General features: G+C 43.2%; 13 protein-coding genes. 8 read left to right on the top strand and 5 right to left on the bottom strand.

The features are described 5' to 3' along the window. The first annotated feature begins 76 nt into the window (after window positions 1–76). The 5 genes from BQ4305_RS16770 (at window position 77) to ald (ending at window position 5,258) form a co-directional block, all read left to right on the top strand. On the top strand, window positions 77–697 hold the full coding sequence (locus BQ4305_RS16770; RefSeq protein WP_110928905.1) for a DUF47 domain-containing protein: 621 nt from the start codon (window positions 77–79) through the stop codon (window positions 695–697). 15 nt (window positions 698–712) lie between these two features. Then, the gene (locus tag BQ4305_RS16765; protein ID WP_110928904.1) at window positions 713–1,711 is read left to right on the top strand and encodes an inorganic phosphate transporter; all 999 of its coding nucleotides are present in this window, start codon (window positions 713–715) and stop codon (window positions 1,709–1,711) included. Between the two features lie 173 nt (window positions 1,712–1,884). Next, window positions 1,885–3,153, top strand: coding sequence for a helix-turn-helix domain-containing protein (locus tag BQ4305_RS16760; RefSeq protein ID WP_234396996.1), 1,269 nt, complete (start codon window positions 1,885–1,887; stop codon window positions 3,151–3,153). Window positions 3,154–3,156: 3 nt separating this feature from the next. Continuing rightward, on the top strand, window positions 3,157–3,984 hold the full coding sequence (locus tag BQ4305_RS16755; RefSeq protein ID WP_110928903.1) for an EcsC family protein: 828 nt from the start codon (window positions 3,157–3,159) through the stop codon (window positions 3,982–3,984). A gap of 140 nt (window positions 3,985–4,124) precedes the next feature. After that, the gene (gene ald, locus BQ4305_RS16750) at window positions 4,125–5,258 is read left to right on the top strand and encodes an alanine dehydrogenase (protein WP_110928902.1); all 1,134 of its coding nucleotides are present in this window, start codon (window positions 4,125–4,127) and stop codon (window positions 5,256–5,258) included. A 160-nt stretch (window positions 5,259–5,418) separates the two neighbouring features. Here ald and proC read toward each other — a convergent pair whose 3' ends face one another. Further along, entirely contained in the window at window positions 5,419–6,228 is an 810-nt protein-coding gene (gene proC / locus BQ4305_RS16745) for a pyrroline-5-carboxylate reductase (protein ID WP_110928901.1), read from the bottom strand. Between the two features lie 192 nt (window positions 6,229–6,420). Here proC and BQ4305_RS16735 point away from each other — a divergent pair, with 192 nt between their 5' ends. The 3 genes from BQ4305_RS16735 to BQ4305_RS16725 all read left to right on the top strand — a co-directional run bounded on the left by BQ4305_RS16735 (window position 6,421) and on the right by BQ4305_RS16725 (window position 10,099). Then, window positions 6,421–7,032 carry a DNA-3-methyladenine glycosylase gene (locus BQ4305_RS16735; protein WP_110928899.1) on the top strand — a complete coding sequence of 204 codons (612 nt, stop codon included), beginning with the start codon at window positions 6,421–6,423 and terminating at the stop codon, window positions 7,030–7,032. Between the two features lie 405 nt (window positions 7,033–7,437). Then, window positions 7,438–8,961 carry a glycine betaine uptake BCCT transporter gene (locus tag BQ4305_RS16730; protein ID WP_110928898.1) on the top strand — a complete coding sequence of 508 codons (1,524 nt, stop codon included), beginning with the start codon at window positions 7,438–7,440 and terminating at the stop codon, window positions 8,959–8,961. A gap of 172 nt (window positions 8,962–9,133) precedes the next feature. Then, window positions 9,134–10,099: a bile acid:sodium symporter family protein gene (locus BQ4305_RS16725; protein WP_110928897.1), complete on the top strand. Its 966-nt coding sequence runs from the start codon at window positions 9,134–9,136 to the stop codon at window positions 10,097–10,099. Between the two features lie 73 nt (window positions 10,100–10,172). Here the strand turns inward: BQ4305_RS16725 and BQ4305_RS16720 are convergent, their stop codons facing one another. From BQ4305_RS16720 to BQ4305_RS21620, 4 genes are all read right to left on the bottom strand, one after another. Then, window positions 10,173–10,853, bottom strand: a complete 681-nt coding sequence (locus tag BQ4305_RS16720) for a DUF4352 domain-containing protein (protein WP_234396995.1) — start codon at window positions 10,851–10,853, stop codon at window positions 10,173–10,175. A gap of 69 nt (window positions 10,854–10,922) precedes the next feature. Next, window positions 10,923–12,326 carry an alkaline phosphatase family protein gene (locus BQ4305_RS16715; protein ID WP_110928895.1) on the bottom strand — a complete coding sequence of 468 codons (1,404 nt, stop codon included), beginning with the start codon at window positions 12,324–12,326 and terminating at the stop codon, window positions 10,923–10,925. Between the two features lie 348 nt (window positions 12,327–12,674). Further along, the gene (gene ltrA / locus BQ4305_RS16710; protein ID WP_110928894.1) at window positions 12,675–13,934 is read right to left on the bottom strand and encodes a group II intron reverse transcriptase/maturase; all 1,260 of its coding nucleotides are present in this window, start codon (window positions 13,932–13,934) and stop codon (window positions 12,675–12,677) included. Between the two features lie 158 nt (window positions 13,935–14,092). Further along, window positions 14,093–14,263: a hypothetical protein gene (locus tag BQ4305_RS21620; RefSeq protein WP_199880500.1), complete on the bottom strand. Its 171-nt coding sequence runs from the start codon at window positions 14,261–14,263 to the stop codon at window positions 14,093–14,095. Between the last annotated feature and the right edge of the window lie 226 nt (window positions 14,264–14,489).

The following is a 14,489-nucleotide window of genomic DNA, read 5'->3' as shown; positions in this document are numbered from 1 at the left end:
TGGCTAATACTACAAAGACGGACCATTTTTACAAGGCTGTCGGAAAATTTTTTCTACAAACCAGGAGGCTTTTTACATGGCTTTTAAATCAAAAAAAGACAAATTCGCAGTAATGCTTTCAGACATCGCCATCAATTTAAAGGAAAGCTCAGATTATTTTGCTGAATATAAGCTCAATAATATAAGCGATTTGAAGATTTTCTCAGAAACAATGAAGGACTATGAACATAAAGGCGATTCAATGGTGCACAATGTCATTAAAGAATTGAACAATGCCTTTATTACCCCTATTGAACGGGAAGATATCCTGGAATTGACTATGAGAATGGATGATGTTCTGGATGGACTGGAGCATTGTGCTGCCCTGTTCGAAATGTACTCTATCGTAAATGCTGACGATTACATGCTTCGCTTTGTCGATGCCATTAAACAGTGTTCGTATGAAATCGAAATTGCGGTCGACACCCTTTCAACAAAGAAATTAGGCAAAATCCGTGATCACGCCATCAAAATTAAAGATCTTGAATCTGTTTGTGACGGGATTCAGCGTCAATCAATCAAAAACTTATTCACAGTGGAAAAAGATCCAATTCGCATCATTCAGTACAAGGAAATATATGAGAGCTTAGAGGAAATTGCCGACAATTGCCAGGCTGTCGCCAATACACTCGAAACCATCATCATGAAAAATGCCTAAGGAGCCTCTTCCATTATGGATACTTTATTGATATTAACGATTTTAGTTGTCATTTTCGCCCTTGCTTTTGATTTTATCAACGGCTTTCATGATACGGCCAATGCGGTAGCGACCTCCGTATCAACGAAAGCCTTAAAACCGAAGCATGCCATTATCATGGCGGCTGTTATGAACTTCCTGGGAGCCCTGACCTTCACCGGAGTGGCCAAAACCATCTCCAGCGGAATCGTGGATCCCTTCCAGTTAAGCAACGGATCCCTTGTCATTCTTGCAGCTTTGATTGCCGGGATTGCCTGGAATTTAATCACCTGGTATTACGGGATTCCAAGCAGTTCCTCCCATGCACTTATCGGTTCCATTGCAGGAGCAGCCATCGCAGCTGCTGGTTTCGGCGCCATCGAATGGGCCGGATTCCTGAAAATACTGGAAGCTTTGATTTTCTCGCCTATTCTTGCTTTTGTTGTCGGATTCATCATCTACAGCATCTTTAAGGTGATTTTCAAAAATAATAACCTGACTAAAACGAATCAGCAGTTTAGGAGAATCCAAATCCTGACTGCTGCTACACAGTCGTTCACGCACGGCATGAACGATGCGCAAAAGGCGATGGGAGTCATCACAATGGCCTTGATTGCCAACAATTTCGTTTCCAGTACGGAAATTCCATTCTGGGTCCAGGTGTCCTGTGCGACAGCAATGGGTCTTGGCACATCGATCGGCGGCTGGAAGATCATTAAGACAGTCGGCGGCAAAATTATGAAAATCCGTCCAATTAACGGGGTGGCTGCCGATCTAACAGGTGCCGGGATTATCTTCGGAGCATCCCTAATCCACCTGCCAGTCAGCACCACACACGTCATTTCTTCCTCAATTCTCGGTGTAGGTTCTGCACACCGTTTGAAGGGCGTTAAATGGGGAACCGCTAAAAGAATGCTCATTACTTGGGTTATTACATTGCCGATCTCTGCAACATTAGCCGCAATTGTCTATTATCTTTTAGACCTCATTTTCTAAAGTTCATCTATAAGAGGTGCCGGGCATTCCGGCACCTTTTTTTGTGCTGACTGCTTAAAGGATTTCTCTTGGATCATAAATCTGCTCCTCTCCCTCATCAGAAAACCAATGCGAAAAAGTCACAAATCCATTACTATAAAAGTATGACCAAATGGCAAGGAGCCTTGATGAGTATGAAAGAGATTGATAAACAGCACAGGGACATTTTTAAAAATTTGTATGGGGACCTAATGGAGTTCGCCGACCGAATCAGTTCGGTATTGGGCTGTCCGATCACCATCGAGGACAGAAATCATCGTTTACTGGCCTACAGCATGCATGACGATACGACAGATCAAGCCCGCATCTCCACAATCATCGGCAGAAGAGTGCCTGAAAAAGTCATTAACAGCTTATGGAAAGACGGGATTATTCCGGCTCTGCTTAAAGAAAACTTCCCGATTAAGATTGGATCGATACAGGAAGTAGGCCTTGGGAACAGGGCAGCTGTTTCCATTCGAAAAAATAATGAAGTTCTCGGCTTTATTTGGGCTCTAGAAGTCAATAAACCCTTTACCGATGAAGACTTAGCCTTCCTTCTCTTTTCAGCCAAGGAAGCCAAAAATCAGCTTCAGCAGCTCCAAATCAAGAAAAAAAGAGAAGAGGCGGGTCATCAGGAGTTTTTATGGAGACTATTGACTGGTCACTATCAGCAGGAATCCGAGATGATTGAGAATTTTTCCAGGTTCTCGATTCAGCTTCCTTCTATGTTTAGCATTCTGGTCTTTGAATTTCCGAGCGATATCACCCGGGAAGTCGAGCGCCACATATCCTATATGCTGAGTACGACCCAGCAATTCAAATCTACTTTGTTTACAATCGATCAGAATAAACTCATCCTGCTGGCTGGTGCCAAAGAAGAAGACAAACCATTGGATTTCTCCGATTCCATTCATGCTTTCCTACCCTTTTTCATACGTGAAATGAAGCGCCGTTTCGGGGTAGAAGGGATTCTTGGAGCTTCCGGGAATCAAACGGTTTCCCTTTCAGAAGCGATGTCCAGCTATCAGCAGGCCCTTTATACATTAAAAATGAAACATGCCTTCCCAAAAGAAACAGAGGAAATCTGCCATTACGAAGAGCTCGGGGTTCTGCAGGCACTTGATTTATTGATCAGCCGGCCAGACCCAGGATTTCCACCATTAATGAAATTAAAAAAGTATGACGAAAAAAATCAAACAGACCTGCTCGATACGCTTACTGTGTATCTGGATTGTGACGGAAACCTGAATGACGCCTCCAAAATCCTTCATATCCACGTGAACACGATGAATTACCGATTGAAACGAATCATTGAAATCAGCAGTATACGCCCTAAAGATCCTATTCAAAAAATGGCTCTCTATTTACATATCAAGGCGGCTCACTATAGACAATATTTAAAAGAAAGTAAAGGTGGTTAACAGATGACTATTGAGGAAAGTTCCTATTTGCTTACAGAATTAAAAAAAATTGAAAAATGGGAAAAGAGCCAAAAAGGGCTCTGGTTTTGGGAAAAAATCGGCCGGATTCCCTTTAAGCTTCTCGACAGACTTACACCTGCCTTCATCCAGGATAAAATGGCCCTTGCTTTGGACGAAATCGGAAATTATCTTCAATTCGGCGGCAAATATATGTCAAAGGAAAAAAACGTGTTAAAGAAATTTCAGAAAAAGCTCCCTAATCTAGAGATTATTACTTTAGAGGATGTGAAAACTGCACCATTAGAAATTATGAACGAAGTCAGCAAGGACATGCAGAAATCTTTGATAAGGGCGGCGGCTGTACAAGGTGCGACAACCGGGGTCGGCGGCATCTTCACTTTAGCTGCCGATATCCCCCTCCTGCTCGGAATCTCCATCAAAACAATTCAGGACATTGCCCTCTCCTATGGCTTCAATCCCGAGGAAAAAAGGGAAAGGGTCTTTGTTATAAAATGCCTTCAGTTCTCCAATGCAGATACAGTGGGCAAGACTGCCATTCTTAATGAACTGTCAAATTTCGATTCAGAAGACAAAAGGCAAGAAATGATTTCCCAGCTTCAGGGATGGCGGGAAGTGATTTATACCTATCGCGATCAATTCGGCCTGAAGAAGCTCCTTCAAATGGTTCCGATTGCGGGAATCCTTTTTGGGGCTTTCTCCAACCGGTCAATGATTGCCGATTTAGCGGAGACAGCTGACATGCTCTATAAAAAAAGACGAATCGTGGACAGGCTTAATCAAACGGACACCTTCCCTTCTGAAATAAGTTAATCCCAGGCCCCGTTTTCAGTCATTTGTGAAATTTCACAAATGACTGAAAATCTTTTCTCCTATATCCACAAACGGCAGCATTGACTTTTCCAATTATAATTTGTGTACAAAGTATTAAAATAATGATCGGAGTGATGAATATGCGTATAGGTATTCCAAAGGAAATTAAGAACAATGAGAACCGTGTAGCCATTACCCCGGCAGGAGTAGCGGCATTAGTGGCAGCAGGCCATGAAGTGTTTGTAGAAACAGAAGCCGGTGCCGGCAGCAGTTTTCTAAATGAAGCATTTCGTGCAGCCGGTGCCGTGATTGCTGAAGATGCATCCAGTGTCTGGACCGCATCCGAAATGATATTAAAAGTAAAAGAACCAATTGCTGAAGAATATCAATATTTCCGAAAAGATCTTATTTTATTTACGTATCTCCATTTAGCGGCAGATCCTGCCCTCACGCAAGCATTAAAAGACAATGGAGTTTTGGCCATTGCCTATGAAACTGTCACCGTTAATGGCACGCTCCCTCTGCTGTCGCCCATGAGCGAAGTTGCGGGACGAATGGCTGCCCAAATCGGGGCTCAGTTCCTTGAAAAAAATCAAGGCGGCAAAGGAATCCTTCTCGGCGGTGTCCCTGGGGTTAAAAAGGGGAAAGTAACGATCATCGGCGGCGGAATGGTTGGAACAAATGCAGCCAAGATTGCAATCGGGCTTGGAGCAGATGTGACAATTGTAGATCTCAGTCCAGAACGCCTGCGTCAATTAGAAGATATTTTCGGCAATCAAATCCAGACGCTCATTTCCAATCCATATAACGTAGCCGAAGCCGTCAAGGAATCCGATTTAGTGATCGGCGCCGTCCTCATTCCAGGCGCTAAAGCTCCGAAGCTTGTCACAGAGGAAATGATTAAATCGATGTCCCCTGGCTCTGTCATTATTGATGTAGCCATTGACCAAGGAGGAATTTTCGAAACAGTCGACCGAATTACCACTCATGATAATCCGACTTATACAAAACATGGGGTAGTCCATTACGCAGTAGCCAATATGCCAGGAGCTGTGCCTCAGACCTCTACTATGGCTCTGACAAACGTCACCGTTCCTTATGCTTTGCAGATCGCTAATAAAGGCGCTGTGAGTGCAATTCTTGAAAATAAGGCACTGGCTAAAGGCGTGAATGTAGCAAACGGAGAAATTACCTTCGAAGCGGTAGCCAACGATCTTGGCTATGCCTATGTAAGTGTTGAAAATGCTTTGAACCCAAATAATATAAACGCTTAAAAGATTCCTTTCAGAATCTGACTGGACAAATAAAAATATCAAATTTCTCGCACAGAGAAATTTGATATTTTTTTGCTGCGATTTCCGTTTCTGCTTCTATGCTATGGCCTCTTAGATTTCTGCGTACTGAAAAGTGTTCCTTCTTCTTCCTGTTTTTCGTTTATCTGCCGATGGACTTTGATTTTTTTGTACAGGCCTCCATCGCTTCCAGAACAGAGGCTCTGAACCCATTCTTCTCCAATGCGGCTACCGCCTGAATCGTCGAGCCGCCGGGAGTGCAGACATCGTCCTTCAACTCTCCTGGATGCCTTCCGCTTTCCAGAACCATTTTGGCTGCCCCCAATACAGCCTGTGCTGCCATCTTATAGGCTTCTTTTCTTGGAATGCCGTCTCTTACGGCCCCATCTCCCAACGCCTCAATAAACATATAAACAAAGGCCGGAGAAGAACCGCTTACTGCAGGTACTGCATCCATCAATTCTTCTTCTAAAATCACCGTTTCGCCTAAACTTTGGAGGATTTCACGGACGATGGACAAATCCCTTTCAGAAACGTGATCATTCACGCTCATCGCTGTCATGCCCTCCCTGACCATTGATGGCGTATTCGGCATCGTCCGGACCACTTTCACCTTTCTTCCAACAGCTGCTTCAATCGTCTTGATTACAATCCCTGCCGCCATTGTAATAATGGTTACATCATCTTTCAGTTCCCTCTTAACCTCCTCCAGCACGTTCTTATGGCCTCCCGGCTGTATCCCTAAAAAGAGAAGATCGGCAAAACGGGCAACCTCTTTATTTTCCAGCGTCCCTTTTATGCCAAAGACAGTTTCTGCCTTTTGAAGCGTCTTTTCACTTCTGGCGCTTATTTTAATATTGTCTGCAGGAATAAGATTGGACCTAATCATTCCTCCTGCTATCGCCTGTCCCATTTTTCCAAAGCCAATAAAACCAATTTTTATATCCTTCATGCTTCCACTTCCTATCTTTATCTTCCGTCATCTTTTCATTATAAAGGAATTTCAGAATGCATTCACCCGTCCCGGCCAGAGCCTTTCTCCTAGAGAAGGCTTAAAGCGTTCCCAGGCCATTTACTGGTTTGGATTTAAGCAAAATAGGGAATTTTATAATGAGGACTATGAGCGGCTGGAGGAATAGACGACATGCAGGGAAACAAACTGGAATCAATACATGAAATGACGCCTCTTCCAATTGACTTTTATCAAAAGCCCACATTGGAACTAGCCAAAGCATTGCTTGGCTGCTTATTAATCAAAGAGACACCGGAAGGAGGGGCTTCCGGTTTTATCGTTGAAACAGAAGCCTATATCGGGCCGGAAGATCGCGCTGCACATAGTTTTATGAACAGAAGAACAAAAAGAACGGAGGCTATGTTTTCCGAAGCAGGAACGATTTATACGTATGTAATGCATACGCATACGCTGGTCAATGTAGTCAGCGAAGGCGCTGGGAAGCCTGAAGCAATTTTAATCAGAGCAGTAGAGCCTTACAGCGGGATACATTTAATGCAGGAAAGACGGGGGCGAACAGAGCTCCGCAGTTTAACGAGCGGTCCCGGAAAGCTGACTAAAGCCCTAGGTATTACAATGGCGGACTATGGGAATAATTTCACAGTTCCGCCTCTCTATATTGCTTCAGGAATTCAACCTGGGTCGATTTCTTCCGGACCGCGAATCGGCATTCAGAATTCAGGTGAAGCAAAAGATTATCCTTGGAGGTTTTGGATCACAGGAAATCCATTTTTATCCAGATAAATGTAAAATGGGGCCTTTTAGAGGAATAGACCCTTTTGCCCACTCTTCAGGTACAATCTGCCCTGTACTTGTAAAATAAGACTTTAGGATGTTTTTTTCTATAATAAAGGGGGCAGAAAAATATTTTTTCACCCTTGTTTTCCCTGTTCCAGCTATTTTTTCAAAATGTTATTTTCTTATAGCAAAAGCCAGGATATTCCGTATCAGATATGACATAAAGGGCACTCTATGTGCAGAGGTAATTGGTCTTAATTGAGGAGATAATACAGAAAATTCGTTCAATTCTCCCATTTGATATTACATTGGAATGTTTGTTATGGTAGATATGTCGTTATAATAATGTATAACTCTTCACAATTTGGGAAATTATTTGGAGTTATGCATTATTGAAGAAAGGAGAATTTTATGAAAAAGGTTTCAAATGTATTTTGGATTACGGCAGCTATCACATTGGCGGCTGTAATTCTTGGTGTGGTCACACCTGAGGGATTCCTCAATGTCACGACCAAAATCCAAAGCTTCATTTCAAATAGCTTTGGTTGGTATTATCTTAGTTTAGTGTCGCTAATCGTTCTTTTTTGTCTCTTCTTAATTATTAATCCAGTAGGGATCATTCGTTTAGGGAAGCAGGATGAAAAGCCTGAATTCTCAACCCTGTCCTGGTTTGCCATGCTATTTAGCGCCGGCATGGGTATCGGTCTCGTCTTTTATGGAGCCGCAGAGCCTTTATCCCATTTCGCCATTGATCCAGCCTTAGCCGAGCCTGGTTCGGATGCAGCTATAAGAGAATCCATGCGCTATACTTTCTTCCATTGGGGAATTCATGCGTGGGCCATCTATGCTCTCGTGGCGCTTTCGCTCGCCTACTTCAAATTCCGTAAAAATCAGCCTGGTCTGATTAGTGCCACATTAACTCCCCTATTAGGTAAAAACTCTCAAGGTAAAGCAGGAGTCTTGATTGACGTTATTGCTGTCTTTGCAACGGTCATCGGTGTAGCCACTACTCTCGGCTTCGGTGCAGCGCAAATCAATGGCGGGCTTTCCTACCTATTTGGTGTTCCAAATAATTATACTACTCAGCTGATTATCATTTTGGTCGTAACGATTCTTTTCATTATTTCTGCATGGTCCGGACTCGGAAAAGGAATCAAGTATTTAAGTAATACCAATATGATTCTTGCTGTTATTCTGATGATTCTTGTTTTTGTAATGGGTCCTACATTATTTATCTTAAATTTATTCACAGATACTGTAGGAGCCTATTTGCAAAATATTCTTCAAATGAGCATGCGTATTGCCCCAACGTCTCCGGATAACCGCGAGTGGGTAAACGGATGGACCATTTTCTATTGGGCATGGTGGATTTCCTGGGCGCCATTTGTCGGTATGTTTATCGCCCGTATTTCAAGGGGAAGAACGATCAGGGAATTCATGATTGGCGTATTGCTTGTTCCTTCTATCGTCAGCTTTATTTGGTTTGCTGTATTTGGAACAACAGCGATCGACACACAAATGTCCGGGGGCATCGATCTGACTGTCAATGCAACAGAGGAAGTATTGTTTGCCATGTTCAGCCAGCTGCCATTAGGAAATATCATGTCAGTTGTCGGAATTCTGCTAGTAGCAATCTTCTTCATTACATCTGCTGATTCCGCTACATTTGTACTCGGAATGCAGACAACTTATGGATCCCTGACACCGCCAAATTCCGTCAAACTCACTTGGGGAATTATGGTTTCTGCAGTAGCTGCGATCCTTCTGTATTCCGGAGGGCTGGACGGCCTTCAAAACGCTTTAATTATCGCGGCCCTGCCGTTCTCCGTCATCATCATATTGATGGCTGCATCCCTCTTCAAGTCTTTACGAAAAGACCGAAGGGAATTAGGGCTGTATATCAGACCTAAGAAACACAAGAAAGAAGCAAAATAAACAGTTTACTTGAACAGTTGCGGCCCGCCTTGCTAGTTAAGGCGGGCTTTTTTTCGCCACCTCTTCCCCATTTTCCTCCAATAATTCAAGAAAGAAAATTTGTTCACTCCCATTTATGATAATATGGGATTTGACATCATTTTTTACGGGATTCTTAAAAGGAGGGAAGAAGATGCTGTTAACTGTCAATCGCCTATTGGAAAAAGCCATGCCATTCATTACGCCTGTCAGTGTGGTAGCCGGCGTATTATTAGCCCACTATATAGATGGCTTCGTTTTTCTCATTCCATGGATTTTTGCCTTTATCACCTTTACAGGCAGCCTTGGTTCTAACTTTACATCATTGAAAAGAGTCGTCCTGAATCCGCTCCCTACCCTGATTGTTTTAATCGTCCTGCATTTTCTTATGCCGCTGTGGGCTTTCGCTATGGGACATCTAGTATTTCCAGGGGATATGTTCACCATTACCGGTCTGATTCTTGGAGTTATCATCCCTACCGGGGTAACAAGCCTGATGTGGGTATCCATTTATAAAGGAAATACCGTGCTCGCTTTAACCATTGTGCTGCTGGATACACTTCTCTCACCCTTTATCGTTCCATATAGCGTTGGCCTGTTCGCAGGCGGAAAGATTGAAATGGATATGTGGGGAATGACGAAAGGCCTGGTTGGCATGATTGTAATTCCATCCATTCTGGCCATGCTCTTGAATCAAGCCACAAAAGGAAAGATTAAAGGGATGCTTTCCCCCAAACTCTCGCCTTTTTCAAAAATATGTCTCGGCCTGGTTGTAATGCTGAACAGTTCCAAAATCGCTCCCTATCTGAGCGAAATCAATCACCGGCTGATTGTCATGGCTGCTATGGTGCTGCTAATTGCCTCTTCGGGATATGTGCTGTCCTGGTTTGTCGGCAAACTCTTTAAATGGGATACCGAAACTATCATCACCATTACCTTCACTGGAGGGATGAGGAATATCAGTGCGGGAAGCGTCATTGCCGTCTCCTATTTTCCATCAGCCGTTGCCGTTCCTGTCATACTCGGAATGCTTTTCCAGCAGATTCTCGCCTCGGTTTTTGGCTACCTTCTTGATCGCCATTATCATAAACCGACAAAAAGCGAAGCTGCAGCATCCTGAACGCTCTCACAGGGTCCTGGGAATCTTCCCGGAACCCTCCCATTCTCATAAAAAAAGGATCCGTAATGGATCCTTAGAATTCAATATTCAGATGTTTTCCTTGCTCTAACACATTATGATCAAGATCCACTGCATCACTTGTTAACACCTCTACTGATTGAGCCTCTGGTGTTTTACTTAAAATAAAGCCCATGTTTCCTTTTTTCACATCTCCCGGTTCAATCTCACCAATCAATTCTTCCAGATACGTATCGTCTTCCCATGTTTTATGTTCCCCGCTGTTCATCTTAATGGCAGCAATCGGTGTGTACTTTATTTTTTCTTTCGATGTGTTTTTCAACTCAACTCCAATTTTGATCAAGTCGAATTCTTCATCATGGGTATACGCATGATAAAAATCTATCATACTGTAAGCAGGAACAAAATGCATGACCTTTATATCCGTTACCTTCATTTCAATCGGTCCCACATTTACCGTTTCATCCACTTTTTTATAAGCCTTCAGCGTAATCTTGCCTTTTTCATCAGAAACGGTCTCCCCGACTTTTAACAGTTTACGGTCATCCGTTATTTGAGGGTTGGGCACATACACATCTTCTTTTACTTGCGGCACAGCTGTTTCTGCGGTCCTTGCCGGCTGTTCTGCTTTCGCCGTATTATTTTCAGCAGGCTTACTTTCATCCGCATGATTGCCGGAAGAACATCCAGTCAGGACGATTAATAAGCTGAACAGTGATAGTAATTTTTTCATCATATCCTCCTCAGGAAAATGCCCCGCTGCAGGAATAGCAACGGAGCAGATGATTTCATGTTCCCGTTTTAATTATTTACTTTTTAATAAATCGAAGATGATTTTCGCTTGGTCTGTGTTATCCACCTGACCGGCAAAACGTTCTTTATATGGACCAAATGCGTAAACCGGTACGTCTTCCCCAGTATGTCCGCCTGTTGTCCAGCCCGTATTTGAATGCTTGTTAAAGATGGCTTCAATAGCATTGTCAATTTTCGTCACGTCTTTAGAAGCTGCGGCATCTTTTACGGATTCGATTTCGGCTGCTGAAAGTTTCAAAAGAGATTGATCGATATATTTCTTCAGTGTTTTTTCTGGATCTGCTCCGCCAGCGATTTCAGCCGCCATGAAGTCCGGTGTACGTTTAGCCGCCTTGATCGGCTCACCAAACCAGTTATAGTCTCCATTCGCTCCGATTGAATAACCGCCGGTTGAGTGGTCTGCAGTGGCGACAACCAGCGTGTGTTTATCCTTTTTCGCAAACTCAATAGCTGCTTTATAGGCTTTCTCGAAATCTTCCATTTCGCTCATCGCACCGACAATATCATTATCATGGCCTGCCCAGTCGATCTGGCTGCCTTCGACCATTAAGAAGAATCCGTCCTTATCCTTGCTTAAACGATCAATCGCGGAGTTCGTCATGTCCTGAAGAGATGGGATTTCTTTCGCTCGGTCAATCATCTTTGGAAGCCCCCCTGGAGCGAATAAACCTAAGACTTGATCATTCCTGTCCTTTAGCATCTGATTTTTATCGGTTACATAGCTGAAACCGGCTTTTTTAAATTCTTTCGTCAAATCCCGATCAGCCCGCACAAAGTTTGATTTGCCTCCGCCAAGCAAAACATCAACTTTATGATTTCCTTTAATCATTTCATCGAAATAATCATCCGCAATGGAATTCATATTATTACGGTTTGCATCATGGGCACCAAATGAGGCTGGTGTGGCGTGCGTGATTTCTGAAGTAGCCACAAGTCCGGTCGCTTTGCCCTTTTCTTTTGCAGCTTCCAGCACAGTTTTCACTTCAGATTTGTCATTATCCACTGCAATCGCTGCATTATAGGTTTTGACACCGGCAGACATGGCAGTGGCTGCCGAAGCAGAATCTGTGACGTTTTGGTTTGGATCTTCTGGATAGGTCATTTGCTGCCCTACCAGATATTTATCGAATTCTGTTCTCTCAGCAACAGGCGTATTCGGATTGTTTTTCAAATAACGGTAAGCGGACGTATACGATACACCCATTCCGTCCCCAATCAGGAAGATGACATTTTTTATCTTCGTATTTTCATGCTGAGAGCTGTTATAATGCCCCTTTTTTGAAGAAGCCTCCGCTTCATGATTTGAAAATGGGCCTGCTAAACTGCCAAACGCTAATGTGGATAGTACGGCGACTGGAAGAAGCTTTTTTGCGAGTTTTCGCTTAAACAATTTCATTTCCCCCTAATATGTAAGTTTTAAGAACATTTCTACTATACAAACAAACTGTTTATGATCCGTTAAGCAGGCGTAAATTTACATTAAAAATGTGTAAACGTCTGCTGATTTTTCAAGAAGGGGGTAAAAAGAGAAGAAACTATTGCAAGAAGCGATAACGTTATGAATCGTTTGGATCGTGGGAGACTTCAAGGGGAACAGCACGAAGAAGGGACTGCAGGCTCGAGCCGTGCTCCCTGAAAAGCGTCCGTGGAACGGGAATCCATTAGCATAAATCGAGTAGGAGGGGGTGATTAACCCCCGACCTCTCACACCACCGTACGTACCGTTCGGTATACGGCGGTTCCATTAAGTTTGACGCAGAAATTCATATCGATTATATAAACTTTTCAACCCTCGGTGACTCCAATACAAGTTATTGAGGGTTTTGTGTAAGATTGGACTACAGGCTATTCTCCAATATTTCTTTCTGGAGTTTCCCCATTCATATGCCTTTTGGTCAGGGACACCTAGACCTTTGAGTTTTCTTACTCTTGTCCTCGGTTTCTTCCATTGTTTCCATTCAAGCATACGGAGTCTCCGTCTAATCCACTCATCAAATTCTTTAAATTTACTTGGTGTATTAGCCAATGCAAAATATCCACACCATCCCGTTAGATATTGATTTAGTTTCTCGATTCTAACTTCCATAGGAATTTGTTTAGAACGGGAGGTTAACTCCCGTATTTTAGCCTTAAACCTTTTAATACTTTCATTGGCTATTCGAACCTTCGGTTTCTTATTGACCGTAAAGCTAAAGCCAAGAAACTTTCGTTTCCACGGGCGATCAACTGCTGACTTTTCTCTATTTACTTTGAGCTTTAATTTCTGCTCAATAAAGCATGTAATTGAGTTCATCACTCGTTCTCCAGCTTTCTTCGATTTCATGTAAATATTACAATCATCGGCGTAGCGGACAAACTTGTGACCTCTCCTTTCTAACTCTTTATCAAGTTTATCCAAAAGGATATTCGAAAGAAGGGGGCTCAGTGGACCTCCTTGTGGTGTTCCTTCTTCTGCATCATAGACTACACCATTCATCATAATTCCTGCTTGGAGATATTTCCGTATAAGTTTCAAGACCAGCCGGTCTTGGATTCTACTTGCTAATATCCCCATTAACTTATCATGATTGACTCTATCAAAGAATTTCTCCAAGTCCATGTCAATCACCCATCTATAACCTTCACTTATATATTCCCTTGCTTTACGAACCGCATCATGACCTCTTCTATTTGGTCTAAACCCATAACTATGTTCTGAGAAGGTTGGGTCAAGAAGTGGGGTTAGAACTTGGGCGATAGCCTGTTGAATGAACCGGTCTGTCACGGTAGGTATTCCTAGTAATCTTACTCCACCGTTCGGTTTCGGGATTTCGACTCGACGGACTGGGTTAGGTTGATAGGTACCTTCCCTTAATGAATCACAAAGAGTTTCCCAGTTCTCATAGAGATGTCTTCGTAGGGATTTTACGGACATTCCATCTATGCCGTGACTCCCTTTGTTCTTCTCCACACGTTTAAGTGCTTCTATTAAGTTTTCCCGTGACAGAATCAGATCCATTAACATGTGATATTTCCTTTCGACGTGAACGTAGAAATCTAATTATGTTATTCCTGCTCCACCCTCATGAAGTCCCCTGTGGAATTCACCACTTCCTCCTTCAAGTAAGTCCTTTCGGATTGTCTGCTTCTATACAGGAATTATATGCCTAGTTCTCGTTCTTCCTAATAGTTCAGTCCTTCCCATTCCATCTCGAGTTGGAATGGTACTATGACCTCGGCTGACTTCTGATTGTTCAGCTGTCCATCGCTGGATAGGTTACCAAGGGAACTTGGCGTTCCAATCAGACCTCCCCGGGTAAGAGTACAGTCTTTCCCTCCATCTATCTGCTTCATTTACTCTGTACCACCTTCGGCAGTAAGGACTTCGTTTTGTTGTGCAAACTCATCCAATGGTACCTAGCCTTATATGAAGTTCGTGTTCCTCAGACCGGAGGTTTGCCGCTCGCTTCCTTCAGATTCTGCGTCACCACAGACACCCTTGCGTTAAGCTAACCATTACTACTGCCTTCATGGTTCGGGACTCTCACCCTATAGACTGCACCCATGCCGGGCGCACACA

This window comes from Bacillus massiliglaciei, from assembly GCF_900098925.1.
Lineage (GTDB): Bacteria > Bacillota > Bacilli > Bacillales > DSM-1321 > Peribacillus > Peribacillus massiliglaciei.
The sequence above is the reverse complement of the archived record's forward strand: the minus strand, read 5'-3'. Positions and strand labels throughout refer to the sequence as shown.